The organism is Microbispora sp. H11081 (assembly GCF_012999535.1).
Lineage (GTDB): Bacteria > Actinomycetota > Actinomycetes > Streptosporangiales > Streptosporangiaceae > Microbispora.
Genome location: NZ_JABBWV010000007.1, coordinates 299,745 through 324,367, shown reverse-complemented (window position 1 = coordinate 324,367; position 24,623 = coordinate 299,745). Strand labels below are relative to the sequence as shown.

The window sequence follows — 24,623 nt, the reverse complement described above, 5'->3', positions numbered from 1 at the left end:
TCACTCCTCGTCCGGGCGGCCGCCCGGCGCAGCGTTTCCGGTGGGCGCGTCCTGCTTGGACGCGCCGGGCTCGGTGGTGGCAGGCTCGGTCGTATCCGGCGTGTCCGGCGCGTCCGGCCCGGTCTCCGACGGCCGCTCGGCGGGGGACGCGCCGGGGCCGCCGCGCAGGGCCGTGACGATCTGGGCGAACTCCTCGGCGAAGGCAGCGCCGCCGCCTTCTGTCCTGGTCAATCCTCCCACCGTGGCCCTCCCGTCCTTCACCCGCACCCAGACGCGGCGACGCCGGACCGTGAGGGACAGCACGAGCCCGATCACCGCGGCGGCCGCGGCGAGCAGGGCGGGCTCCCTGCCGGGGTCGTAGGTGATCTGGAGGCTGATCCACTCCTTGACGCCGGTGAACTGGATCTTCCCCGCGCCGTCGGCGAGCTCCTTCGTCTCCCCCACGTTCAGCGGGGTCGGCTGGGCGGACATCTTGCCGAGCGGCTTCAGGTTCGTGGTGTCGAGCTGGTAGACCGACTGCGGCTGCCCCGACTTCAGGCCGAGATCGCCGCTGAACGGGAAGATCTGGACGGTCGGGTTCACGGCGCCGGGGAAGACCGACACCCAGGCCTCGCCGTCCGGCACGGTGGTGGGCAGGAAGCGCGCCAGGAACCCGAGCTGGGACGGCTGCGCGTCCGGCACCTTGATCACGCACTCGGACGCGTACGTGGCCTGGTCCTCGGCCAGGCACGGCACCGGGCCGTCGTAGGCCACCTGGCCCTTGCCGTCGGTCACCCGGAACGTGGGCGCGTACCCGTGCCCGATCAGGTAGGTCAGCGTGCCGTCCACGTTCAGCGGGTCGTTGACCTTGAGGTCGATCTCACGCGGTGCGGCCGTCGGCGAGTCCTGGACGGTCAGCCTGGCGAGATAGTCGAGCGGCTGGCCCTGCTTCTCACCCGCGGCCACATAGCTCGCCTGGAAGTCCTTCAGCGTGAAGGAGAACGGCTCCAGCGACTCGGCGGTCACCCTGCTGCCCGGCATGAAGCGGTCGTAGGCCGCCACCGCGTTGGAGAAGCCGTCGCCCTCCACCACCAGCACGTTGCCGCGGTAGCCGTACAGGCTTCCGGCGCCGACGGCGAACAGCAGCGCGAGCAGCGCGACGTGGAACAGGAGGTTGCCGGTCTCGCGGAGGTAGCCCTTCTCCGCCGCCACCCAGCCGTCGCCGGTGACCACGCGGAACCGCTTGCGTCTGAGCGTGGCGGCGGCCTGCTCCAGGGTGAGGCCGCCGTCGAGCGCCTCGCTGTGCGGCAGGCGCAGGAGGTTGCGCGGCGCGGCGGGCGGGCGGCGCCGGATCTCCTTGACGTGCGCCAGCGCGCGCGGGAGCACGCACCCGGCCAGCGAGACGAAGAGCAGCAGGTAGATCGCGGCGAACCACGGCGAACCGAAGACGTCGAACATCCAGAACCGGTCGAGCCACCGGGCCTGGGTCGGGTTGTTCTTGAAGTAGAGCGCGACCCTGGCCGGGTCGACCCCGCGCTGCGGGTAGATGGAGCCGGGGACCGAGCCGAGCGCGAACAGGAACAGCAGGATCAGCGCCGTGCGCATCGAGGTGAGCGTGCGCCAGGCCCAGCGCAGCCAGCCGACCGGCCCCAGGCCGACCGGCTTCTTCCGCTCCTGCTCCAGTGCCTCTGTCGGCGCGGGCTCGTCCCGTACGGCGGACACGAGGTCGTCGGGGGCGCTCATCAAAGCACCGGCCTGAAGCCGCCGACCCATACCTGCAGGTGCACGATGATCTCCGCCCACTGTCCGGTCACGAGCAGCAGACCGACGGCCACGAGCATGCCGCCGCCGATCCTGGTGATCAGGGGGGTGTGGCGGCGCACCGCCTTGAACGTGCGCAGCGCCCTGCGGTAGGCCAGCCCCGCCAGCACGAACGGCAGGCCGAGGCCCAGCGCGTACGCGAAGGCGAGGGCGGCGCCGCGCGACGCGCTGCCCTGGTTCACCGAGAGCGTCATCACCACCGCGAGCGTCGGGCCGATGCACGGCGTCCAGCCGAGACCGAAGACGACCCCGAGCAGCGGGGCCGTCGCGATCCCCGCGGCGGGAAGCTTGTGGATGCGCACGTCACGCTGGAGACCGGGGATCACCCCCAGGAAGGCCAGCCCGAGGACGATCGTCACTCCCCCGAGGACCCTGGTGATCACGTCGGCGTTGCCGTGCAGCGCCGCGCCGAGCCCGCCGAACAGCGCGCCCCCAAGGACGAACACGGCCGCGAAGCCGAGCACGAAGAGCGCGCTGCCGAGCACCATCCGGCCCCGCTTCTGGTCGCCGCTCATGCCCGTGACGTACGACAGGTAGCCGGGGACCAGCGGCAGCACGCACGGCGAGACGAACGACACGAGCCCGGCGGCGGCGGCGATCGGCGCGGCCAGCAGCAGCGACCCGCTCGCGACGGTGCTGCCGAGGTCATTCATCGGTCACCTTGGTGACGGCCGAGAGCAGGTCGTCGTACTTGACCGCGCCGAGCGCACGCGCGGCGATGCGGCCCTGGGCGTCGATGATCAGCGTGGAGGGGATGGCGGCGGGCGGCACCGTGCCCTGGAACTGCAGCAGCACCTTGCCGCTCTGGTCGTAGATGCTCGGGTAGCCGGGCTCGATCGAGCGGTCGTACGCCTGGGCGGAGGCCTTGAGGTCCTTGAAGTTGACCCCGAGGAACTGGACGCCCTTGGGCTTCGTGGTCGCCGCGATGTCCTTGAGCACGGGCGCCTCCGCGCGGCAGGGCGCGCACCAGGAGGCCCAGAAGTTCAGCACGTGGACCTTGCCCGCGGCCAGCATGGCCGTGCCGCCGTCGAGGGTCTGGCCCTCGATCACGGGAGCCTTGTGCCGCTGGTCCGCGGGGAAGAACTCGACGCGGCCGTCGCCCGCGACGAAACGCGTGTCCCCGGAGCGGGGCTGTGCCTCCTGACCCCCCGCGCAGCCGGCGAGGACCGTCGCGGCCGCGGCCGCGACGGCGAGCGCGGTCAGGCGCTTGACGGTCACACGTCTGACGGTCACGGGCTTGACGGTCGCACGCGTGGCGGACGGGCGCTTGGCGGACACGGGAGGAGAGTCTCCTTGTACTACAACCGGTAGAGCTGTAAGCCTACCGACCGGCGCGGGTGCCCCGTTCGCGGGGTCACGCGCCGGGGACGGATCGGGGGCCGGGCGTCTCCTCGTCCTCCTGGCCCGCTCTCAGGGCCTCGGGGAGGACCTCGTCGGCCTTGTCGAACAACGCGGCCTCGCCCTGCGGCTGCGCGCCCGACGCCCTGAGCAGCGCCCCGGCGGGCTCGCTGTAGCCGACGCTGATGAGCCGGCCGCCCTCGAAGGTCAGGCTGGTGAGGCTGGCGAGTGCGCACTGACGGCGGCGCGGGTCGTGCCACAGCCGCCTGCCCTCGGCCGCCAGCCGGATGATCCAGATGGGCAGCTGGTGGCTTACCAGCAGCGCCTCGTGGCCGCGCGCCGCCGCCCGCGCGTCGTCGATCACGGCCTTCATCCGCGCCACGATGTCGAGGTACGGCTCGCCCCAGGACGGACGGAACGGGTTCGTGAAGTACCGGTAGGAACGCGGGTCGCGGAAGACGTTGTCGCTTCCCGCCATCCGCAGGCCCTCGAAGACGTTACCCGCCTCGATCAGCCGGTCGTCGGTGGTCACCTCGAGGCCGAGCGCCTTGGCGGGCGGCGCCGCGGTCTCCTGGGCGCGCTCCATGGGCGAGCTCCACACCGCGACGATGTCCCTGCTCTCGACGGCCTTGGCGACCACCTCGGCCATCCGCAGGCCGGTCTCGGACAGGTGGTAGTCCGGCAGCCTGCCGTACAGGACCCCACGAGGATTGTGAACCTCACCGTGCCGGAGCAGGTGAACGATGGTCATCTCTGTCATGACCTGGACAGCCTACCCGCCGGGCAGCTCTGAGCACGCGGAGCGCAGCGCCTCGACGGCGGCGCGGATCGCCGGACGGCGCGCGGCGTCGGTCCGCCAGGCCGCGTAGATCCGCCGCACCGGCGGTGGCTGGACGGCCAGGACGGCGACGCCGTCCGGCAGCGGGCCCCGGCCCAGCCGGGGGATGAGCGCGCACCCGTGACCCTCGGCGACCAGCGCGAGCTGGGTGGGGTACTCGTCGGCCATGCAGACGATACGCGGTTCCCGCTCCTCGGAGCGCAGCAGGAACACCAGGAAGTCGTGACACACCGTGCCGGGGGCCGAGCTGATCCAGTTGTCGCCCGCGAGGTCGCGCAGGCTCACCTGGTCCACGCCCACCAGAGGATGGTCGACCGGTACGACGACGTCGGCCACGTCGTCGAGCAGCGTCGTACGCGACACTCCCTCGGGCAGCGCCAGGGGCCGGTTGAGCCAGTCCTGCAGGATGGCGAGGTCGAGGTCGCCGCGCACCAGTTCGCGGATCTGCCGCTCCGGCTCCCTCTCGTAGGCGAGCAGGTCGAGATCGGGGTGCTGCCTCTTGAGCGCGGTCAGGGCCCGCGGCAGGATCCCCCGGGCGGCGGTGGGGAAAGCGGACATGGTCAGCCTGCCGACCACCGCGCCGCGCAGCGCCTCGAACTCGGCCTCCGCCGTCTCGACGAGCGCGAGGATGCGCTCGGCGTGCTCGGCGAGCAGGCCGGCGGCGTCGGTCAGCTTCACCCCTCGCCCGTTGCGCTCGATCAGGACGGCGCCCGTCTCCCGTTCCAGCTTGGCGAGCTGCTGCGAGATCGCCGAGGGGGTGACCATCAGCGCCTCGGCCGCGGCGCCGACGGAGCCGTAGACCGCGACGGCGTGCAGGGCCTTCAACCGGTTGAGGTCTAACATGTAGCCAGTCTAAACCGTCCTGCTTAGAAAAACTTGTTTGCGCTCAACTGTTTAGTGATGCCACCATGTAGGCATGCGAATTCTGAACAGACTCTTCACGAAGCCCAACCGCTCCGAGCAGACCTCCTACCTGGAGACCCTGGCAAGGCAGGCCAGGCAGACCCGCGAGCGCCGCCCCTCCCGCTGATCACCCGCTGACTCGCGCTGATCCATGCGCCCCCGCCACCTGGCCCTCGCCGTCGCGCTCGCGGCGGTCTGGGGGGTCAACTTCGTCGTGATGCAGACGGGCCTGAAGCACTACCCACCGCTGACGTACGCCGCTCTCCGGTTCCTGCTGGCCGCCTTCCCCGCCGTACTGGTCGCCGGAGGGCCGCGCGTGCCCTGGCGGTGGGTGCTGGCCACCGGCGCGTCGCTGGGCGTCGCACAGTACGGCCTGCTCCTGCTCGGCATGCGCGCCGGGATGCCCGCCGGACTGACCTCCCTGGTCATCCAGGTGCAGGCGGTCTTCACCGCGCTGTTCGCGACCGCGCTGCTGGGCGAACGGCTCGGCCCTCGGCGGATCGCCGGGATGGCGGTGTCCTTCGGCGGCCTCGGCCTGATCGCGGCCGACGTGGCGGCGAGGTCGGGGGCGATCCCCTTCGGCGCGTTCCTGCTGTGCGTCGGCGCGGCGGCCGGGTGGGGGCTCGGCAACGTCGCCACCCGCAAAGCCGCGCCGCCCGACTCCCTGCGGTTCATGGTCTGGGTCAGCGCGGTATCGGCGCCGCCCCTTCTGGCGCTCGCCCTGGCGACCGAAGGGACGTCCTCGCTGGGGTCGTTCACGGCCGAGGGCGTGGGGGCCGTGCTCTACACCGCGCTCCTGTCCACCCTCGGCGGCTTCGCCGTGTGGGGATGGCTGCTGGCCCGCTACGACGCCTCGGTCGTCGCGCCGTACAGCCTGCTCGTGCCGGTCTTCGGCATCGCGTCCGCCGCCCTGTTCACCGGAGAGCCGATCTCCCTCCTCACGGTCGCCGCGGGCGCGCTCATCCTCGCCGGCCTCCTGTTCGCCAACTCACGCCCCCGTACGGCTCCCGCACACCCACCCGTCCCCGCCTCCCGCTGACCCCGCCCGGCCCGCCGATTGGGAGACAATGGACAGTGGTCGAACGGCTACAGTGAGTGACGTGAATGGGGCGGAAGTGCACGATGTGAGTAGCGCACTCGAATACTGGCCGGCACCGCCTCCCTGGGGATGGAGCGCCGAGGACCTCGATCATCTGCCCTGTGAAGGCCCGAACGGCGAGCCCGACTTCTTCAGACACGTCGAGCTGCTCGATGGAGCACTCGTCTTCATGTCCCCCCAGCGGCGGTCCCATCAGAGCCTCATCCGGGGCCTGACCGAACGGCTCGACGCGGAGGCCCCCGCGCACCTGGCAGCCGTTCAGCGGATGGACGTCAAGCTGGGGGAACGAACGCGCCCCTGCCCTGATCTGATGGTCATCGACGCAGAGGCAGCGGCGGACATGAACCGTACGTGTTACGAAGCGCGGGAGGTCCGTCTCGTGATCGAGATCGTCTCCCCCGAGTCGGTGGAGCGTGACCGCAAGCTAAAGCCGCTGCGGTACGCCGAGGCGGGCATCCCGCACTTCTGGCGAGTGGAGGAGAGCGACGGGCGTCCCGTCGTCTACGTGTACGAACGCGACCCCGCCACGGGCGCGTACACGCCGACCGGGATCCACCACGGGCACCTGGCGGTGCAGGTGCCCTTCCCGATCGAGGTGGATCTCGACCAGCTGGTGAAGTGACTCAGACGCCGGCGTCCGAGGAACCTCAGCCGCTTTCCGCGTGGTCGGCGTGTAGCAGCTCGAGGAAGGCGGTGGCCGCCGGGGACGGCCGGTTGCCCCAGATCAGGTGCTCCACCCGCGTCGGAGCGTCGCGAAGACGGATCACGCCCAGGTCGGTGAAGCGCGGCGCGTACGCGGCCGGCAGCATGCCGACACCGAGGCCCTGACGCACCAGATCGACCATGAACTCGGCGGACGACACCTCGAAGGGCACGTCACGCCGCACCCCGGCGGCCGCGAAAGCCTCGTCCGACTGCGCTCGCCCCGCGTGACCGGCGCGGAAGTCGACGAACGGCTCGTCCGCCAGGCTCCGCAGGTCGGCCTCGCTCCCCGCCAGGGGGTGATCGGGCGCGACCACGGCGACCAGCTCGCCTCCGCCTAGACGACGGCTGTGCACGCCCCTGGGCTCCGCGCGGGGCGGCAGGCCGAGGAACGCGACGTCGACGCCGCCCTGCCGGACGCGGTCGGCCAGTTCTTCGCTGCCCGCCGAGGTGAGCGTGATCCGGACGCGTGGATGGCGCCGGCAGTAGTCCCTGAGCGCGACCGGCAGGTTGACGGCCGTCACCGTGGGAACTGCGCCGACGGCGAGCCGTCCGCGGATCTCCCCGCTGGCGACCGCCACTTCGGCCCGCGCGCGGTCCGCGGCCTCCAGGCACTCCCGGGCGGCGGGCAGGAACGCCTCGCCGGCCGCCGTCAGGCGTACGCGACGGCTGGTGCGCTCGAACAGCCGTGTGCCCAGTTCCCGTTCCAGGGCGGCGATCTGGTGGCTCAGCGCCGACTGCACCACCCGGCAGCGCTCGGCCGCCCGGGTGAAGTTGCTGGTCTCCGCGACCGCGACGACATACCTCAGCTGCTGTAGCTCCACACACTCATCGTATTCATCGATCAATAACAATGAAAATCATGTGTTGGACTCATAGATGGCCGCTCCAGCACCCTTGGACCCATGACCGAAACGAAAACGGCCGGCCAGGGCGAACGTACGCGCTCGGCCCTGAGGTCCTGGCTCGGCGTCTCGGCGATCACCGCCAGCCTGTTCGTCTTCCTCACGACCGAGTTGATGCCCGTCGGCCTGCTCACGCCGATAAGCACGAGCCTGGGCATCTCCGTCGGCGCCGCCGGGCTGATGGTCACCCTGTACGGCGTCTCGGCCGGGCTCGGCGTGCCCTTCATCGTGGCGTGGACCAGGCGCGTCAACCGGCGCGTCCTCCTGTCCGCGCTCCTGGCGATACTGACCCTGGGCAACGTGATCATCTCCGTCTCCCCTGACTTTCCGGTGATCCTGACGACGCGGCTCGTCATGGGATTCGCGAACGGGGTGTTCTGGGCCATCGGCGTGAGCATGGCGATGCGCCTTGTCGCGGAACGCCACGCCGGCAGGGCCGCGGCGATCGTGATGTCCGGCATCTCGGTCGCCGCGGTCGTGGGCATACCGCTGGGAACGTTTCTGGAGAGCCTCAGCGGCTGGCGGACCACGTTCCTCATCTGGGCCGGCCTCAGCGCGCTGGTGTTCGTCGCGGTGGTCTCCGTAGTCCCGTCGCTGCCGTCGACGAACGCCGTTTCCGTGCGTGAGGTCTTCACGCTTCCGCTGCGGAACGCCCGACTGCGTCTCGTGCTCATCGCCGTCGTGCTGTTCGTGCTCGGCCATTTCGGCGCGTACACGTTCGTGCGCCCCTACCTGGAGCAGAACGCCTCCGCCACGCCCTTCTTCATCACGCTGGTGCTGATGGTCTACGGCGCCGGAGGCGCGGCGGGCAACTTCGCCGCCGGATCCACGGTGACCAGGAACCCGCGGGGCGGCTTCGTCGCCGGCAGCGCCGGGCTCGTGGTGTCCCTGCTGCTGCTGCTGATCACCATCGGTCACGGGCTCGCCGGTTCGATCGTCGCCCTGACCGCCTGGGGAGTCTCCTTCGGCGTCGTCCAGCTCTCCCAGCTCGCCATGACCCAGGCCGCCGCGCCCCGCACCTTCGAAGCCGCGATGTCGCTCAACACCATGGCCTACAACACGTCCATCGCGCTCGGGGCGCTCTTCGGCGGGCTGTTCGCCGATCACCTGGGCGTGACGAGCGTCGTCTGGTACGGCCTGGCGCTGACGGCGGCTGCGCTGCTGATCGTGCTCGTCACCCGCCGCCGCACGTCGGAGAGCGCCGTCCCGGACGCCGGGTGACTCGGACGCCGGGTGACTCAGACGCCGGGTGACTCAGACGCCGGCGGCCTGAGCGGCGGCCTTGGCCGCCAGGGGCAGGGCTTCGGCCACCTGGGTGAGCGCCGCGTCGTCGTGGGCGGCCGACAGGAACCACGCCTCGTACGCCGACGGCGGCAGGTAGACGCCCTGGTCGAGCATGCTGTGGAAGAAGGCGCGGTACGCGTCGGTGTTCTGCGTCCGGGCCGAGTCGAAGTCGGTGACCGGCGTGTCCGTGAAGAAGATCGAGAACAGGTTCCCGGCCCGCTGGAGGCGGTGCGGGACCCCGGCCGCGGCCAGCGCGTCCGAGGCGGCCCGGCCGATCACCAGGGCGGACGCGTCGACCCGGTCGTACACGTCGTCGTCGCAGGCGCGCAGCGTGGCCAGGCCCGCCGCGCAGGCGAGCGGGTTGCCGGACAGCGTGCCCGCCTGGTAAACGGGCCCCTCGGGGGCGAGCGCGGCCATGACCTCCGCCCGGCCGCCGAACGCGGCGGCGGGCAGCCCGCCACCCATGACCTTGCCGAACGTCATGAGGTCGGCCTCGACGGGGTCGATGCCGTACCAGCCCGAGGCGGACACGCGGAACCCGGTCAGCACCTCGTCGATGATCAGCAACGCGCCATGCTCGGTGCACAGCTCGCGCAGGCGGCGGTTGAAGCCGTCGGCGGGCGGCACCACGCCCATGTTGGCCGGGCACGCCTCAGTGATCACGCAGGCGATCTCGAAGCTGCGGAACGCCTCCTCGACCGCCTCCACCGAGTTGTACGGCAGGACGATCGTGTCCGCGGCGGAGGCGCCGGTGACGCCCGGGGTGTCGGGCAGGCCGAAGGTGACGACACCGGACCCGGCCGAGGCCAGCAGCGCGTCCACGTGCCCGTGGTAGCAGCCGGCGAACTTCACGACCTTCGCCCGCCCGGTGAAACCGCGGGCCAGCCGTACGGCGGACATGGTGGCCTCGGTGCCGGAGCTGACCAGGCGGACCTTCTCGACGGGGGCCACCCGGGAGACGATCTCCTCGGCGAGCAGGACCTCGCCCTCGGTCGCGGCGCCGAACGAGAAGCCGTGCGCGACGGCCTCCTCCAGCGCCTCCACCACGGCGGGGTGACGGTGGCCGAGGATCATGGGGCCCCAGGAGCACACCAGGTCGACGTAGCGGTTGCCGTCCACGTCGGTGATGTACGGGCCGTCGCCGGAGGCCATGAAGCGGGGCGTGCCGCCCACGGCGCCGAAGGCGCGCACCGGCGAGTTCACGCCACCGGGCACGATCCGGCGGGCGCGGTCGAACAGGTCCTCTGAGGTCTGCGTGCGAGTCACGCCCCCAGATTACGGGCCGGGCGGTCCGGGGCCCGTACCGGGAACGGGCAGTGGCTCGTTCTCCTCGCTACGGCGGGGATCAGGAGACGCGGCCTACTCGCAGAAGTCGGCGAGGATGTCGAGCACGCGCAGCGGGTCGGCCAGGGGACGGCCGTCGGGGGGCCTGATCCAGCTCACGACGCCGCCCGAGGGCGTTGTGGACGGCGGCGCGAGCACATAGCTCTCCCGGCAGTGCCAGCGCAGGCCGGGCGTCTCGTCGATGATCTCGGGGCCCGCGTCGAGGTGGCAGGACCACCACTCGTCCTCGTCCTCGGGCGCGCCGCGCGTGGCGACGAAAAAAAGCACCCGGTCGCCGTTCTCGGCGACCGGGCCCGTGTCGAAGCCTGCGGCGTCCATCGCGGCCAGGGCGGGACGGCCCGCCGAGGCCGGTACGTCGAACACGTCGAACACCCTGCCGGTGGGCAGGATCACGTTCGCGTCCGGCTCCTGCTCCCACCACCGCGTGAGCAGGGCCGTGTCCGTCGTGGCCTGCATCTGCCAGGCGGGCGACAGCGGGTGCATCCCGGGGTCGGGACAGCCGACCCGGTCACAGGAGCACGCCCTGCCCCCCTCGCTCAGCGGATGCGCGCCCACACAGCTCGCCCAGCCCAGTTGCGCGTACTCGAGCACCGACGTCAGCTTCCGCGGCGCGTGATGCGCACGCCGTTTCCCGCGTCGGGCCAGCGGGACCCCCACCATGGCGCTCCTCCCCACAAGCGTCACCGCCGCCGTTCCTGCGGTGCGCAAGATGCGGGCGGTACGTACCTGATAATGCCTTCTGGCCGGTAGGGGCGCTGCAGGACCCCCCTGATGAGGAGTCAGGATAGTCCGCGGGCGACCTCGGTGGCCCAGTAGGTGAGGATCATGTCGGCCCCGGCGCGGCGGATCGCGACCAGCGACTCCATGATCACCCGCTCGCGGTCGATCCAGCCGTTGGCCGCCGCCGCCTCGACCATCGCGTACTCACCGCTGACCTGGTAGGCCGCGACCGGCACGTCCACCGTGTCGCGCACCTGCCGCAGGATGTCCAGGTACGCCAGTGCGGGCTTGACCATGACGGCGTCCGCGCCCTCGGCCAGGTCGAGGCGCACCTCGCGCAGCGCCTCGCCGATCGGGCCCGCCGGGTCCTGCTGGTAGGCGCTGCGGTCGCCGAACTGCGGCGCGCACTCCGCGGCGTCGCGGAACGGCCCGTAGAACCCGGAGGCGTACTTCGCGGCGTACGCCAGGATCGGCACCTCGGCGAAGCCGTTGGCGTCGAGCGCCGCGCGGATCGCGCCCACCTGGCCGTCCATCATGCCGCTGGGCCCGATCATCCTGCTGCCCGCCGCGGCCTGTGCGACCGCGGCCGACGCGTACCGCTCCAGCGTCGCGTCGTTGTCCACCTCGCCGTCGGCCGTCAGCAGGCCGCAGTGACCGTGGTCGGTGTACTCGTCCAGGCAGGTGTCGGTCATCAGCACCAGCGCGTCGCCCAGGTCGGAGGAAAGATCGCGCAGCGCCACCTGGACGACGCCGTCGGGGTCGTCGGCGCCGGAGCCGCGCGCGTCCTTGTACGCCGGGATCCCGAACAGCATGATCCCGCCCACGCCGGCCTCGGCCGCCTCGTGGGCCGCCTTGCGCAGCGACTCGCGGGTGTGCTGGACGACCCCCGGCATGGAGGCCACCGGCTGCGGTTCCGCGATGCCCTCCTTGACGAACATCGGCAGGATGAACTCGGCCGGGTGCAGCCGCGTCCCCGCGACCATCCGCCGCATCGCGGCGGTGCGGCGCAGCCGCCGGGGCCGCGCCACCGGGTATTGGGCGTTCACAATGGTCTCCCCGCTCGGAATGGCACCGGCCCGCGGGAGCGACTCCCGCGGGCCGTACGCCCGATTCAGTTCATTTCACGCGCCGCCGTGCGCCCCTGCGCATCTGGGACGGCCGGCGGGGCACCTCGCCCGCCGAGACCGCGGCGTGCCGCATCTTCGCACCGTAGTCCGCCAGCGCGGCCGCGAGGGCCGTGGCGGACGGCTTGTCGGCCATCACGTCGACCCGCAGGCCGAACTCCTCCGCCGTCTTGGCCGTCTGCGGGCCGATGACGGCGATCACCGTGACGTTGTGCGGCTTGCCGGCGATGCCGACGAGGTTCCGCACGGTCGAGGACGACGTGAACAGCACCGCGTCGAACCCGCCGCCCTTGATCGCCTCGCGGATCGGAGCCGGCGGAGGCGCCGCGCGCACGGTCCGGTAGGCCGTCACGTCGTCGCACTCCCAGCCGAGCTGGGTCAGGCCCGCCACCAGCGTCTCCGTCGCGATGTCGGCCCGCGGCAGCAGCACCCGGTTGATCGGGTCCAGCATCGAATCGTACGGCGGCCACTCGGCCAGCAGGCCCTCGGACGACTGGTCGCCCGTCGGCATGAGGTCGGGCTTCACGCCGAACTCCACCAGTGCCCGCGAGGTGGCCTCGCCCACGGCGGCGACCTTGAGCCCGGCGAAGGCCCGGGCGTCCAGGCCGTACTCCTCGAACTTCTCGCGCACCGCCTTGACCGCGTTGGCGCTGGTGAAGGCGACCCACTCGTAGCGGCCCGTGACCAGGCCCTTGATGGCGCGGTCCATCTGCTGCGGCGTACGCGGCGGCTCGACGGAGATCGTCGGCACCTCCTCGGGCACCGCGCCGTACGAGCGCAACTGCTCCGACAGGCCCTTCGACTGCTCCTTGGTGCGCGGCACCAGGACCCGCCAGCCGAACAGCGACTTGGTCTCGAACCAGGACAGCCGCTCGCGCATGCCGACCGCGTCGCCGACCACGATCAGCGCGGGCTCGGTCATGCCGGCGTGCTTCAGGTCGGGGCCGAGCCGTCCGAGCGTGGAAGCCACCGTGTACTGCTCGGTGGTCGTGCCGTCGCTGGTCACCGCCACCGGCGTCGAGTCGGGCTTGCCCGCGGCGATCAGCGCCTTGCCGATCGGGACCGCGTCCGCGACCCCGTTGTAGATCACCAGCGTGCCCTCGCACGCGGCGTGCTTCGACCAGTCGTCCACCTGCGCGGCGTCCACGATCCGGAACTCCGGCACCGACGCCGCCGGCGGGATGCCCGCGTAGGTCAGCACGGCCGTGGCCGGCGGCACACCGGGCACGATCTCGAAGTCCACGTCCGCCTTGGCGCAGGCGGCCACCTCGTCGGTGACGGAGGAGAAGAAGGACGGGTCGCCCGAGCACAGCCGCACGACCGTACGGCCCGCCTTGGCGGCCTGGATGGTCTTCAGCGAGACCGAGTTCTCCGCGGCGTCGGCGGAGATGTCGACGATCTCGACGTCATCGCGGCAGTGGCGCAGCAGCGCGCCGTACGCCTGCCGGTCGAGCACGACGACGTCCGCCCTGCCCAGCAGGTCGGCGCCACGCAACGTGAGCAGGTTCTCGTCACCGGGGCCGGCGCCGACGAAGGCGACGAACCCGGACCGGGTCATTGTGCTGTGATTCGCGGGGCTCAACGGGCCTGCTCCCCCATCAACGTGTCGGCCCCCTCGGCGATCATGGCTGCCGCGAGATCGCGGCCCATCTCCACGGCCGTCGAAGTGGGTCCGGAGGTGGACTTGCGCACCGACCGTGCGCCGTCGACGCCGACGACGGTGGCGGTCAGATTGAGAATGTGCCCGTCACCGGAGGCGAAAGCACCTACCGGGGCCGCGCAACCGGCCTCGAGGGCGGCGAGCACCGAGCGCTCGGCGTCCACCGCGGCCCGCGTCAGCGGGTCGTCGACGGCGCCCAGCAACTCGATGAGGTCATCGCGGTCGGCCAGGCACTCGACGGCGAGCGCGCCCTGCCCGGGAGCGGGCAGCATCTCACCGACCTCGAACACCTGGGCGATCTCCCCGTCGCGGCGGATCCTGGCCAGCCCTGCGGCGGCCAGCACGATGGCGTCGAGCTCACCCGACGTCACCTTGCCGATGCGGGTGTCCGCGTTGCCCCTGATGGGCACGTACTCGAGATCCGGCCTGAGCAGCCGCAGCTGGGCCACCCGGCGCGGCGAACCGGTGCCGACGCGGGCCCCTGCGGGCAGGTCGTGCAGCTTCACCGGGCCGACGAGCGCGTCGCGCGGGTCGTCCCGCCGCGTGATCGCCGCCATCGCGATCCGCCCGTCCGGCTTGGTCGGCAGGTCCTTCAGCGAGTGGACCGCGAAGTCGACCTCGCCGGCGAGCAGCCTGCCGCGCAGGTCGTTCACGAACACGCCGGTGCCGCCGAGCTGGGTCAGGTGGGCCCGGGACACGTCGCCGAACGTGGTGACGCCGACGAGCTCCACGGCCCGCCCGGTCAGGGCGGTCAGCCGGTCGGCGACGATCTGCGACTGCGAGGTCGCCATCAGGCTCTTGCGGGTGCCGAGCCGCAGCGGGACGGTCACTGTTCCACCTCCAGGCCGGCGACGGCGTCGGGCGCTTTGGGATCGAGGCCGAACAGCTCGCGCAGCGCCTCCGCGTACTGGTCGCCGCCCGGTGAGGCGGCCAGCCGCTTGACCCGTACGGTCGGTTCGTGGAGCAGCTTGTCCACGACCCGCCGCACGGTCTGACCGATCTCTTCGCGCATCCGCCCGTCGATGTCGGGCAGGCGCGACAGCAGCCGGCCCATCTCGGCCTCGACGACCCCGGCGGCCTTGCTGCGCAGGGCCACGACCGTGGGAGTGACGAGCGCGGCCCGCGCCGAGTCGAGGTAGGCGGAGACCTCCTCGCCCACGATGCGCCTGACCTCGCGGATCGCCTCCGCCCTGCCGCCGTCGGAGACGTCCTCGCCCACGCCGTCCTGCTGCATCGACTCGAGGTCGACCAGCGTCACGCCGGGCAGGGCCCGTACGCCGGGGTCCACGTCGTGCGGCAGCGCGAGGTCGAGCAGGAACAGCGGGCGATCGCGGTCCCCGATCATCTCGGGGGTGACGGTGCGGGTCCCCGCGCCGACGCAGGAGATGACGATGTCGGCCTCCGCCAGCTCCGCGGGGATGTCGGCCAGGTCGACGGCCCGGCCGCCGACCGTCTCCGCGAGCCGTTCCGCCCGCTCGCGGGTGCGGTTGGCGACGACGACGCCGGTCAGGCCCGCGCGGGACAGCGTCGCGACGGACAGCGAGCTCATCGAGCCCGCGCCCACGACCAGGGCGCGCCGGCCGGGGATCGGGCCGAGCACCCGCTCGGCGAGCGTCAGTCCCACCCCGACCAGGGACGCCCCCGCCCGGTCGATGCCCGTGTCCGCGTGGGCGCGCTTGCCCACGCGCAGCGCGTGCTGGGCCAGCTCGTTGAGCGTGGTCGCGGCCGTGCCCTGCTCCTGCGCAAGGCGCAGCGCGCCGCGGATCTGGCCGAGGATCTGCCCCTCGCCGATGACCATGGAGTCGAGCCCGCAGGCGACGGTGAACAGGTGCTGGACCGCGCGGTCCTCGTAGTGCACGTACAGGTGCCGCGCGAGCGTCTCCTGCGGGAGGCCGGAGTGAGCGGCGAGCATGTTCGTCACCGCCGTGACGCCGCCGTGGAAACGGTCGACGACGACGTAGACCTCGACGCGGTTGCACGTCGAGACGACCAGCGCCTCGGACACGTTCTCGTCCGCCTGCACGTCGTGCAGCAGCTTGACGAGCGCGTCCCCGCTGACCGTGACACGTTCGAGCAGCGCGACAGGTGTGGTCCTGTGGCTCAGGCCGACGACGAGGACACTCATGAGCTCGCTCCGATCGATGGCTCACTCACATGACCACCCCGTCCGGCCACTCCTCGGCCATGATGGGCCCTCCATTAGCCTTACGCTGCTCGTGGAACGCAAGTATCTGCAGTTCAATGGATAAATCGACTTTACGGACGTCCACGCCGTCAGGCACAGCCAGGACGACAGGGGCGAAGTTCAAAATACTCGTGACACCGGCCGCGGTGACACGGTCACAAACCTGCTGCGCCGCCGTGGCAGGGGTGGCGATCACCACGATCGACACCCCGCGCTTCTTGATCACCGACTCCAATTCGTCCGTGTGCTCAACGACGAGACCGACGATTCGGTCGCCCACGACGTGCGGATCCGCGTCGAGCAGGCCCGCGATCCGGAATCCACGGGAGGCGAAGCCGCCGTAGTTGGCCAGCGCCCGGCCGAGGTTTCCCACCCCCACGATGGCCACTGCCCAGTCTTGAGTGAGACCAAGCTCACGCGATATTTGGTAGATGAGGTACTGCACGTCGTAGCCCACGCCCCGGGTGCCGTACGACCCGAGGTGGGACAGGTCCTTGCGGAGTTTCGCGGAGTTCACCCCGGCGGCGAGCGCCAGGTCCTCCGAGCTCACCGTGGCCGTGCCCCGCTCCGCCATGCCGTTGAGCGCACGCAAATAGAGCGGCAGCCTCGCCACGGTGGCGTCGGGGATGCCGCGGTCGCGGTCCTGCGGGATACGGCGGATCACTTGCCGGGGCTCCAGGGGGACGGACGGCCGGTTGCGCCCCCGGCCGCGCAGCGGATGCGAAGGATGAATACCAGGTTAGTGCCTTTGTGAAGCGATGCACAAAGTGATCGAGCGCCGCCTACCATGCATCCAAGGGTCCCAGGAGGGGACGCCGGTCTCCATTCCGGGCCACAAGGATCGCAATAATCGAGAGCATGGCTCCTCGAGATCACCGGATCACGCTGCTCGGCAAGCCCGGCTGCCATCTGTGCGACGACGCCCGCGAGGTGGTCGGGCGCGTGGCGGCGGAACTGGGCGTTCCCTGGGAGGAACGCGACATCACCGCCTCGCCGGAGGACCAGGCGGAGTACGGGGAGATGATCCCCGTCGTACTGATCGACGGCGTGCAGCACGACTACTGGCGGGTGAACGAGAACCGGCTCCGCACCGCCCTCACCCGGTGAGCGGGGTGGGGGTTAGGCACCGGCCGTGATCTTGTAGTTTGTCGCAGCGACCCACTCCCACCTGCGACGTTAATTTCCGTGACCATGCAGTACGGCCGCCAAAAGGCCCGCCTACCTGCGGCTACATCATTCGTGATCTTGCAGTATCAGGAAATCGCAAGATCACGAATCGCGTTTCCGCAGGTCAGCGTACGCATCCCCAGGCGGAGTGCATGATCCCGAAGGTCGTCACCGCAGGTCATCCCCCATGCCTGCGACAAACTACAAGATCACGGGAGGTGGCGGGTGGGGAGGGGGACGACCTTGGCGGCGTTGACGGTGAGCTCGATCACGTTGGCCGCCAGCACGTATCTCACCCGCTCGGTCGCGAAGCGCTCCATGTGCGGCTGGCGCTGGTGCTCGCCGTAGCCGACCTCGTCCCGGTAGAGCTCGTAGACGATGCGCTGGAGCGGCGCCGACTTGACGCCGTGGCAGACGAACAGCAGCGTGTCGGGCTCGTTGCGCTGGACGGCCTGCACCGTCTCCTCGGCCAGTTTGTCGAACGCCTCGCCCGTGCCGTCGAGCAGCGTGAACACGGTCAGCAGGCCGTAGATGCCCGGGGCCGGCTTCACCGAGCTCCCCTGACCGGCCGGCCTGGCCGCCTGCCGGTCCCCCAGCACGTCGGCGGGACGGTTCATGGGCGGCCGTGACCTGCCGCCGAACCCCACACCTAAGCTCGCCGCGAGGTCGCCGGGGTCGGGGATCTCCGCGCCGGGATACAGGGCCCCCGTGGCCGGCATCGCCCGGTCGGGCTCGGACGGAGACGCCGCGGGCATGCCGTACTCGGGCCGGCGCGGCTGGCCGTACTGGTCGGCGGCGAGAAGCTGGCCGGTCGCGGGCCCGCCGAAGTCGTCGGCGGACCGGCGGCCGTCGGGGGGCCGCATGCGGGCGGCGTAGTCGACCTCGCCCTGCTCCCCCGCGCGGTATTCGGCCACCAGGTCGCCGAGCCCCGACCGCCGCGGCGCCCCCGCGGCTCCGGGGACGCCCGGCATCCCGGGAGCTCCGGCCGGAACCGCTCCCGGCCCGCCGGGGTGGCCTCCATAGGACCCGCGCGGCGGCGTCGGCGGACCGGATGGCGCGGACGGCACACGGGTCTCGGCGCGCAGCGCGCTGTCGGCCCGTCCGCCGCGCCGCCCCTGCCACTCCTCCGCGGGCGCCTCGTCATCCTCGTCCTCGTCCTCGTACGGCGCGAGCGGACGGGCCACGGCGTACCAGACGCCTCCCGCCGTGGCGGCCAGCACCACGACGACGACCAGCCCGGGAAGCCCGAATTCGAGCACGCCGGCGACGGCCATGCCCGCCGGGGCGATCACGACGGTGGCGTTCATGTTGTCGACGTCGTACTCGTCGCCGTCCCGCCACGCCAGCAAGGCCATGGCGAGGAGGAGCAGGAGCAGGAAGATCACCAGGCCGTGTACGCCCCGCAGCAGCCACTCCGGCCAGAGGTCCCAGTGGGCCGGCCCGTCGGGCAGCGTCTTGCCGAACCCGGCGGTCACGACGGGGTCGAGCACCATGATGACCGTGCCCACGACGGTGAGCGCGGCGCCGAGCAGCCAGCCGGCGAAGCGGGCACCGCCCTTCTCCGCGAGGAGCTGGATGACGCCGATCGTCAGCCACAGCGGCGCCAGCAGCGACCCGGTGATCTGGTACGTCCGGAACATCAGGGGACCGAAACCGGTGAGGTGGCCGACTGCGATGGCGCCGAGCGACAACGTGAGCGCGCCCGTGGCGATGCTCCACGCGATCAGCCAACCGGCCGGCTCGTCACGGAGACGCCCGACGAGGACGCCGGTGGTGATGCCGGCGAGCAGCGCGCCGGCGAACGCGAGGAGTGCGACGAGGACTTCCATGGTGCCACCCATGCTGCCGGACATCGGCTCCTGACGGGTAGCCGGTCGCCCTGTACGGGAATGTCACCCTCGGCGTCTCCCCACCCGTACGGGATTGGTCCACCCGAACGGATTGTGTTATCTCCGGTTGATTTCTAGAGTGTTCGAGCACGCCGACTCCCCTTCCCCCATGGGATAACGGATGCCGAATACGTGGCCGTTGGCCGGGCTGTCCCCTCCGGCCACCGCAGGAGCAGCGCAATCCACGGGTTCCGCCGGTCTTTACGACCGCGAGCACGAGTACGACGAGATGCGAAGCCTCGTGCTGCGCGCCAAGACCGGCGACAGCGAGGCGTTCGGCGTGCTCTACGACCACTATCTGGAGTTGGTCTACCGGTACGTCTACTTCCGGGTCGGCAGCCATGCGCTGGCCGAGGACCTGACGAGCGACACGTTCCTGCGGGCGCTGCGCGGCATCTCCGAGTTCACCTGGCAGGGCCGCGATTTCGGGGCCTGGCTGGTCACCATCGCCCGCAACCTCGTCACCGACCACTACAAGTCGGGCCGCAACCGTCTCGAGGTGACCACCGCCGAAATACTCGACACGCCCCTGGACGGCCCGCACATCCCGGAGAACGCGGTCGTCGCGAACATGGTCAACGAGCGGGTCATGCAGGCGATCAAGCAACTCGGCGCTGAGCAGCAGGAATGTGTGATCCTGCGCTTCCTGCACGGGATGTCGCTCGCCGAGACGGCGAAAATCATGGGCAAGAAGTCGGGGGCGATCAAGGCGCTGCAGTTCCGGGCGATCAAGGCGCTCGCCCGGGCGCTCCCCGAGGATCTCGGCTGACATCCCCGTAACCATTCCCCGCGTCCCGTCGTTGGGCATGTGGCAGGTCGGATCTTCAGGCGGGTTCCGCGCGCGGACCTCCGCCGGGCGTCAACCGGGGGATGGCAGGAGCGGTGATGGGCGGGTGGCGACCCTCGCGCCGGGCCCGTGGCGGGTCCGGGGCCCGCGCCCGCGATGCCTCCGGCCGCCGGGTTCCGTTCCGCCGCGGGCCCGCGGCCCGCGCGCGCGGCGTCGTCGCGCGCCTGACCGGCGTGCGCTCGCGACTGGACGGCGGTCCGAGGCCGGAGTTCCGCGAGAGGCTGCGGGCCGAACTGATGCGCGCGCACGCGGCGGAGCGCGCCGCGGGCAGGCACGCGACGCCGCCCGCCGCCGAGCCCCCGCGCCCGCGGCCCCGCCCGTCCCTGCTCGTACGGCTGCGCCCCCTGCTGGTGCTCGGCGTCCTGCTGGGAGGGATGTTCTGGACCGGGGTGCGGACATACCACTCGGTGCCCGGCGAGTCGCTGTACCCGCTGAAGCGACTGGCGGAGGCGACGGTGCTCGACCTCTCCTACGACGAGCAGGAACTGGCGAGGCGGGAGATGGTGGCGGCACGGCAGCGCGCGGCCGAGACCGCCTCGCTGGTGGGCGCGTCGGCCCCGGACAGCCGCAGGCTGATCGCGCAGACGCTCGACGACATGGAGACGACAACCAGGTCGGCGCTCAGCCGGGTGGCCCGGCCTGGACAAACCTCGGGAGACGCCCGCAAGTTCGCCCGTGAGCAGCGCAATCTGGTGGAGCCGCTGTTGCCGAAACTCGACCAGGAAAACCGCGACAAAGCGAACCAATACCTGAGTTATATCGACTCGTTCACCGGTTCCGGACGCTGACACGTCATGTCACGCTCACACCCTGGTCCCGTTCACGGCACCGTCCGGCGGATAAGCTGATGAGTCATGAGGCGGCTATTGCGACGGCGGGAAGCGGCGGAAATCGCCGGTGAAGTGGCGGCCGCCGCGGCGGTGTCCGCCCCCGAGGTCGTCCCCGATCTCACCGCGGCGGCGTTCTTCGACGTGGACAACACCATGATGCGCGGCGCCTCGATCTACCACTTCGCCCGGGGACTCGCGGCGCGCGGCCTGTTCACCAGCCGTGACCTCATGAAGTTCGCGCTCGGGCAGGCGTGGTTTCGGGTGCGGGGCAACGAGAACCCCGAGCACATCGCGAAGGCCAAGGAGATGGCCCTCGCCTTCGTCGCCGGGCTCAAGGTGGACGAGGTCGTCAGGCTCGGCGAGGAGATCTACGACGACGTGATGGCCGACCGGGTGTGGCAGGGCACCCGGGCGCTGGCCCAGGCGCACCTCGACGCGGGGCAGCGCGTGTGGCTGGTCACCGCCACTCCGGTCGAGCTGGCCCGCGTCATCGCGCAGCGGCTCGGGCTCACCGGCGCGCTCGGCACGGTCGCGGAGACCGCCGACGGCGCCTACACAGGCAGGCTCGTCGGCGACCTGCTGCACGGCCCGGCCAAGGCCGAGGCGGTCCGGGCGCTCGCGCGCCGCGAGGGTCTCGATCTCGCGCGCTGCTCGGCCTACAGCGACTCGGCCAACGACCTGCCGATGCTCTCCCTGGTCGGGCACCCGTACGCGATCAACCCGGACAGCGAGCTGCGCGAGCACGCCAGGGAGAACGACTGGGGCATCCGCGACTTCCGCACGGGCAGGAAGGCGACGATGATCGGCCTGCCGATCGCCGCGACGGCGGGGGCCATCGCGGGCGGCGTCGCCGCGGGCATCGCCCTGCGCCGCCACTACCGCTCCCCCGTCTGACCCCGGCCGTGAGGGGCTGTCAGGCCGCGTGGCGGTCCGCCACGGCCCGTACGATCAAGCCGGCCAGCTCCCGGTTCACCAGTTCGGCGCGTTCGTAGCCGATCATGTGCCCGGCGCCGGGGACGCGGACGAACCTGGCCCCGGGCAACGCCCTGGCGATCCTGCTGCCGTGGGCGAGCGGGGTGAGCCGGTCCAGCTCTCCCACCATGACGAGCGTCTCCGTGGTCTCCAGCGCCTTCAGCGCGGCGTGCTTGTCGAGTGCCCGGAACTCCCGGAAGAACCCGACCATGACCTCCGTGGGCGTCGCCGCGGCCATCGCGTTCACCGCCCGGACGTGCCGGCGGCTCGCGCCCCTGCCGAAGGCGATGTAGCGGATCACCATCCGGTTCGTCCAGCGCTTCAGCCGGGGACGCGCGTCGATGGCCGAGGCGCGGGCCGGCATGCTCTCGAACACCGACGTCGTGACGCGGGGAGCCAGCCGCCCGAGCGGCCCCGGGAGGCCGAAGGAACCGGAGTCGAGCCCGCCCGACGAGGTGCCGAGCAGCGCCGCGCCCGCCACCCGCGACTGGACCAGGCCGGGATGCCGGTCCGCGAGCGCCATGATCGTCATGCCGCCCATCGAGTGGCCGACGAGGACGACGGGCAGCCCGTCCGGCACGGCGGCCTCGATGACGGCGGCCAGGTCGTCACCCAGCCGGTCGATCGTGTACGCCTCCCGCGCCCCGGGCGAGGAGTCGCCGTGCCCGCGCTGGTCGTAGAAGACGAGCGTGCCAAGGCCCGCCAGGGCCTCCCGCTGGGGCTGCCAGCAGTGCCGGTTCATCAGCCAGCCGTGCGCGAAGACGACGGCGCAGCGGGGATCGGGGTGGTCGTCGATCTCGACGGCCAGGCTCACCCCGTCGTCGGTCGTGACCGTGGCCCGGCGCGCGGGCGGGGCGGGCGGAGCCTGCGCGGCCTTGGCGCGTGCCACCTGTACGCGTCGCGCGGTGCCGATCGCAAGACCGAGGGCGAGCCCGGCGAGGGCGGCCTTACTGCCCTTGTGCATGGTGCTTCTCCGGGGGTGAGGGTGAGCACACCATACCGACCAGTAGGTCGCCCTACCCGGCCCGCCTCCCGGGCAGGGTCCTCACATCGCGATCGGGGGGAACGCCGGCCCCCTGCGCAGCCGCAGGGCGTCGAGCTGCCGCTGCATGGTCTCCCGGATGTGGTCGCTCAGGTCGAAGACCAGCATGGGGTCGTCGGCCTCCTCCGGGGCGTACTGGTCGGTCCTGATCGGCTCGCCGAACTCGATCAGCCACTTCGACGGCAGCGGGAGCATGCCGAGCGGCCCGAACCAGGGGAACAGCGGCGTGATCGGCAGGTACGGCAGGCCGAGCAGGCGGGCCAGCGACGGAAGGTCGCCGATCTTGGGGTAGATCTCCTCCGCCCCCACGATGGCGCACGGGACGATCGGCACGCCGGCTCTGATCGCCGACGCGACGAACCCGCCCCGGCCGAACCGCTGGAGCCGGTAGCGCTCGGAGAAGGGCTTGCCGATGCCCTTGAAGCCCTCGGGGAAGACGCCGACGGCCTCGCCCTTGCGCAGCAGCCGGTCGGCGTCCTCGGGGCAGGCGAGCGTGTGCCCAGACTTGCGGGCCAGGTGCCCGAGCACGGGAAGCTGGTAGACCAGGTGGGCGCCGAGCAGGCGCAGCGACCTGCCCAGCTCGTCGTGCATCGCGACCTGCAGCATCAGCGCGTCCACGGGCAACGTGCCGGAATGGTTGGCCACGACCAGCACGCCGCTGTCGGCAGGCACGTTGCCGAGGCCGAGTGCCTTGGCCCTGAACCAGTGCCGGTAGAGCGGGCGGACCGCCTCCAGCAGCACCTTCTCGTTGAGCTCGGGGTCGAAGCCGAACTCGTCGACCTCGTAGTCGCCGGTGATCCTGCGCCGCAGGAAGGAGAACAGCTCGGCGAGCCGCTCCTCCGCCCTGCCGCCGGCCGTGCCACCGGTCGCGGCCCCGGCCGTGCGCCGGTCCCGGAAGTCGTCCATCAGCGTCCCGTCACGAGATGGCCCAGCCAGTCGACCACGGCGCGCGGCAGCTCGCCCGGGCCGCCCAGGGAGCGGAGGAAGTCGTCGAACGCCGCCGCCGTGCTGTACTTCGGCCGCCAGCCGAGCTCGGCGGCGAGCCTGGTGGTGTCCACCGCGCGGCCGTGGCTCATGAGTGACAGCTGCTCGGGCGAGAAGTCCACCAGCCGCGCGCCGCGGGCGATCCCGCTGACGAGGCGGAAGGCGGGAGACGGCATCGGCACCACCGGCCGGCCCGTGCGCCGCGCGCACTGCGACAGCAGCAGGATGCCGTCGCCCGCGACGTTGAACACGCCGGCGTGGTCGGCCCGCGCCGTACGGCACAGCACCTCGACCGCGTCGTCCTCGTGGACGAACTGCAGCCGGGGGTCGAACCCGAGCACGGTGGGCAGCACGGGCTGGGAGAAGTACCGCGTAAGCGGCGAGTCGACGCCCGGCCCCATGAGGCTGGCGAACCGGAGTGTGGTCGTCGTCACGTCGGGCCTGCGCCGGGCGAAGCCCCGCACGTACGACTCCATCTCCGTGGCGTCCCTGGCGTAGCCGTGACGGGACACCTCGACCGGCATGGTGTCCTCGGTGAACACGGCCGGCGCGTGGGGTGAGGAGCCGTAGACGGCCGTGGTGGACCGCACGACCACCCGGCGCACCGTGGCGGAGCGCTGACACGCCGCGAGCAGTTGCATCGTCCCGACGACGTTGTGCTCCTTCATCGCCGGCCTGCCACCGGCCCGGCCGCCGCCGGGGCCGCTGACCAGGCTGAGGTGCACGACGGTGTCGACGTCGGCGTCCCTGATGACCTTGACCAGGTCGGGACCGCGCAACGCGACCCGGACGAACTCGGTGCGGCCGAGCACCGCGCCGTCCTCCCCGGCAGGGGATGGCGGCGGCGCCGTGTCCACGCCGATGACCCGGTCGATCTCCGGGTCGGCCGCGAGTGAGGTCGCCACACGAGCGCCGATGTGCCCGGAGACGCCGGTGACCAGCACAGTACGAGTCATCGAGGCCTCGCCGGGGGTGTGCGTGTTCACGGTG

Annotated in this window: 23 protein-coding genes and 1 pseudogene; 7 read left to right on the top strand and 17 right to left on the bottom strand. The window is 71.6% G+C overall.

Annotated elements, in window-relative coordinates; all coding sequences use genetic code 11:
- From HHX31_RS20430 to HHX31_RS20410, 5 genes and pseudogenes are all read right to left on the bottom strand, one after another.
- Window positions 1–1,722 (bottom strand): cytochrome c biogenesis protein ResB, encoded by a 1,722-nt coding sequence (locus HHX31_RS20430; RefSeq protein ID WP_169949885.1) that lies wholly within the window; start codon window positions 1,720–1,722, stop codon window positions 1–3.
- Window positions 1,722–2,453 carry a cytochrome c biogenesis CcdA family protein gene (locus HHX31_RS20425; RefSeq protein WP_169949884.1) on the bottom strand — a complete coding sequence of 244 codons (732 nt, stop codon included), beginning with the start codon at window positions 2,451–2,453 and terminating at the stop codon, window positions 1,722–1,724. Before HHX31_RS20425 ends, HHX31_RS20430 begins: the two co-directional genes overlap by 1 nt.
- On the bottom strand, window positions 2,446–3,033 hold the full coding sequence (locus HHX31_RS20420; RefSeq protein WP_311932133.1) for a TlpA disulfide reductase family protein: 588 nt from the start codon (window positions 3,031–3,033) through the stop codon (window positions 2,446–2,448). Before HHX31_RS20420 ends, HHX31_RS20425 begins: the two co-directional genes overlap by 8 nt.
- Before the next feature lie 262 nt (window positions 3,034–3,295).
- Window positions 3,296–3,898, bottom strand: a pseudogene (locus HHX31_RS20415) (histidine phosphatase family protein); the annotation flags it as partial.
- A gap of 12 nt (window positions 3,899–3,910) precedes the next feature.
- Window positions 3,911–4,819, bottom strand: a complete 909-nt coding sequence (locus tag HHX31_RS20410; RefSeq protein WP_169949882.1) for a LysR family transcriptional regulator — start codon at window positions 4,817–4,819, stop codon at window positions 3,911–3,913.
- A gap of 211 nt (window positions 4,820–5,030) precedes the next feature.
- Between HHX31_RS20410 and HHX31_RS20405 the strand changes: the two genes are divergently transcribed.
- Both HHX31_RS20405 and HHX31_RS20400 read left to right on the top strand, forming a co-directional pair.
- Window positions 5,031–5,918, top strand: coding sequence for an EamA family transporter (locus tag HHX31_RS20405; protein WP_169949881.1), 888 nt, complete (start codon window positions 5,031–5,033; stop codon window positions 5,916–5,918).
- An 85-nt stretch (window positions 5,919–6,003) separates the two neighbouring features.
- Window positions 6,004–6,600, top strand: coding sequence for a Uma2 family endonuclease (locus tag HHX31_RS20400; RefSeq protein ID WP_311932132.1), 597 nt, complete (start codon window positions 6,004–6,006; stop codon window positions 6,598–6,600).
- A 25-nt stretch (window positions 6,601–6,625) separates the two neighbouring features.
- Here HHX31_RS20400 and HHX31_RS20395 read toward each other — a convergent pair whose 3' ends face one another.
- Window positions 6,626–7,504: a LysR family transcriptional regulator gene (locus HHX31_RS20395; RefSeq protein WP_169949879.1), complete on the bottom strand. Its 879-nt coding sequence runs from the start codon at window positions 7,502–7,504 to the stop codon at window positions 6,626–6,628.
- 81 nt (window positions 7,505–7,585) lie between these two features.
- Between HHX31_RS20395 and HHX31_RS20390 the strand changes: the two genes are divergently transcribed.
- Window positions 7,586–8,806: an MFS transporter gene (locus HHX31_RS20390; RefSeq protein ID WP_169949878.1), complete on the top strand. Its 1,221-nt coding sequence runs from the start codon at window positions 7,586–7,588 to the stop codon at window positions 8,804–8,806.
- A gap of 33 nt (window positions 8,807–8,839) precedes the next feature.
- On the opposite strand, the gene hemL is transcribed toward HHX31_RS20390, so the two are convergent.
- The 7 genes from hemL to HHX31_RS20355 form a co-directional block, all read right to left on the bottom strand.
- On the bottom strand, window positions 8,840–10,135 hold the full coding sequence (gene hemL / locus HHX31_RS20385; RefSeq protein WP_169949877.1) for a glutamate-1-semialdehyde 2,1-aminomutase: 1,296 nt from the start codon (window positions 10,133–10,135) through the stop codon (window positions 8,840–8,842).
- A gap of 93 nt (window positions 10,136–10,228) precedes the next feature.
- On the bottom strand, window positions 10,229–10,873 hold the full coding sequence (locus HHX31_RS20380; RefSeq protein ID WP_169949876.1) for a bifunctional DNA primase/polymerase: 645 nt from the start codon (window positions 10,871–10,873) through the stop codon (window positions 10,229–10,231).
- A gap of 119 nt (window positions 10,874–10,992) precedes the next feature.
- On the bottom strand, window positions 10,993–11,979 hold the full coding sequence (hemB, locus tag HHX31_RS20375) for a porphobilinogen synthase (protein ID WP_169949875.1): 987 nt from the start codon (window positions 11,977–11,979) through the stop codon (window positions 10,993–10,995).
- Between the two features lie 70 nt (window positions 11,980–12,049).
- Entirely contained in the window at window positions 12,050–13,615 is a 1,566-nt protein-coding gene (locus tag HHX31_RS20370) for a uroporphyrinogen-III synthase (protein ID WP_169949874.1), read from the bottom strand.
- A gap of 20 nt (window positions 13,616–13,635) precedes the next feature.
- Complete coding sequence (gene hemC, locus HHX31_RS20365; RefSeq protein WP_211590065.1) at window positions 13,636–14,508, bottom strand: hydroxymethylbilane synthase; 873 nt, start codon at window positions 14,506–14,508, stop codon at window positions 13,636–13,638.
- 35 nt (window positions 14,509–14,543) lie between these two features.
- A complete protein-coding gene (locus tag HHX31_RS20360; RefSeq protein WP_169949872.1) occupies window positions 14,544–15,842 on the bottom strand; it encodes a glutamyl-tRNA reductase in 1,299 nt (432 codons plus the stop codon).
- Between the two features lie 25 nt (window positions 15,843–15,867).
- On the bottom strand, window positions 15,868–16,566 hold the full coding sequence (locus tag HHX31_RS20355) for a redox-sensing transcriptional repressor Rex (RefSeq protein ID WP_169949871.1): 699 nt from the start codon (window positions 16,564–16,566) through the stop codon (window positions 15,868–15,870).
- A 194-nt stretch (window positions 16,567–16,760) separates the two neighbouring features.
- Here HHX31_RS20355 and HHX31_RS20350 point away from each other — a divergent pair, with 194 nt between their 5' ends.
- The gene (locus HHX31_RS20350) at window positions 16,761–17,009 is read left to right on the top strand and encodes a glutaredoxin family protein (protein WP_169949870.1); all 249 of its coding nucleotides are present in this window, start codon (window positions 16,761–16,763) and stop codon (window positions 17,007–17,009) included.
- Between the two features lie 269 nt (window positions 17,010–17,278).
- On the opposite strand, the gene HHX31_RS20345 is transcribed toward HHX31_RS20350, so the two are convergent.
- Window positions 17,279–18,898, bottom strand: coding sequence for a hypothetical protein (locus HHX31_RS20345; RefSeq protein ID WP_169949869.1), 1,620 nt, complete (start codon window positions 18,896–18,898; stop codon window positions 17,279–17,281).
- A 181-nt stretch (window positions 18,899–19,079) separates the two neighbouring features.
- Between HHX31_RS20345 and HHX31_RS20340 the strand changes: the two genes are divergently transcribed.
- The 3 genes from HHX31_RS20340 (at window position 19,080) to HHX31_RS20330 (ending at window position 21,529) form a co-directional block, all read left to right on the top strand.
- Window positions 19,080–19,727 carry a sigma-70 family RNA polymerase sigma factor gene (locus HHX31_RS20340; protein WP_169949868.1) on the top strand — a complete coding sequence of 216 codons (648 nt, stop codon included), beginning with the start codon at window positions 19,080–19,082 and terminating at the stop codon, window positions 19,725–19,727.
- A 116-nt stretch (window positions 19,728–19,843) separates the two neighbouring features.
- Window positions 19,844–20,593, top strand: a complete 750-nt coding sequence (locus HHX31_RS20335; RefSeq protein ID WP_169949867.1) for a DUF5667 domain-containing protein — start codon at window positions 19,844–19,846, stop codon at window positions 20,591–20,593.
- Between the two features lie 66 nt (window positions 20,594–20,659).
- Window positions 20,660–21,529, top strand: a complete 870-nt coding sequence (locus HHX31_RS20330; protein ID WP_169949866.1) for an HAD family phosphatase — start codon at window positions 20,660–20,662, stop codon at window positions 21,527–21,529.
- 19 nt (window positions 21,530–21,548) lie between these two features.
- Here the strand turns inward: HHX31_RS20330 and HHX31_RS20325 are convergent, their stop codons facing one another.
- The 3 genes from HHX31_RS20325 to HHX31_RS20315 all read right to left on the bottom strand — a co-directional run bounded on the left by HHX31_RS20325 (window position 21,549) and on the right by HHX31_RS20315 (window position 24,589).
- Window positions 21,549–22,571, bottom strand: a complete 1,023-nt coding sequence (locus tag HHX31_RS20325; RefSeq protein ID WP_169949865.1) for an alpha/beta fold hydrolase — start codon at window positions 22,569–22,571, stop codon at window positions 21,549–21,551.
- An 81-nt stretch (window positions 22,572–22,652) separates the two neighbouring features.
- A complete protein-coding gene (locus HHX31_RS20320) occupies window positions 22,653–23,555 on the bottom strand; it encodes a lysophospholipid acyltransferase family protein (protein ID WP_169949864.1) in 903 nt (300 codons plus the stop codon).
- Window positions 23,555–24,589, bottom strand: coding sequence for an NAD-dependent epimerase/dehydratase family protein (locus HHX31_RS20315; protein WP_169949863.1), 1,035 nt, complete (start codon window positions 24,587–24,589; stop codon window positions 23,555–23,557). The genes HHX31_RS20320 and HHX31_RS20315 overlap by 1 nt, the downstream gene beginning before the upstream one ends.
- Window positions 24,590–24,623 lie beyond the last annotated feature (34 nt).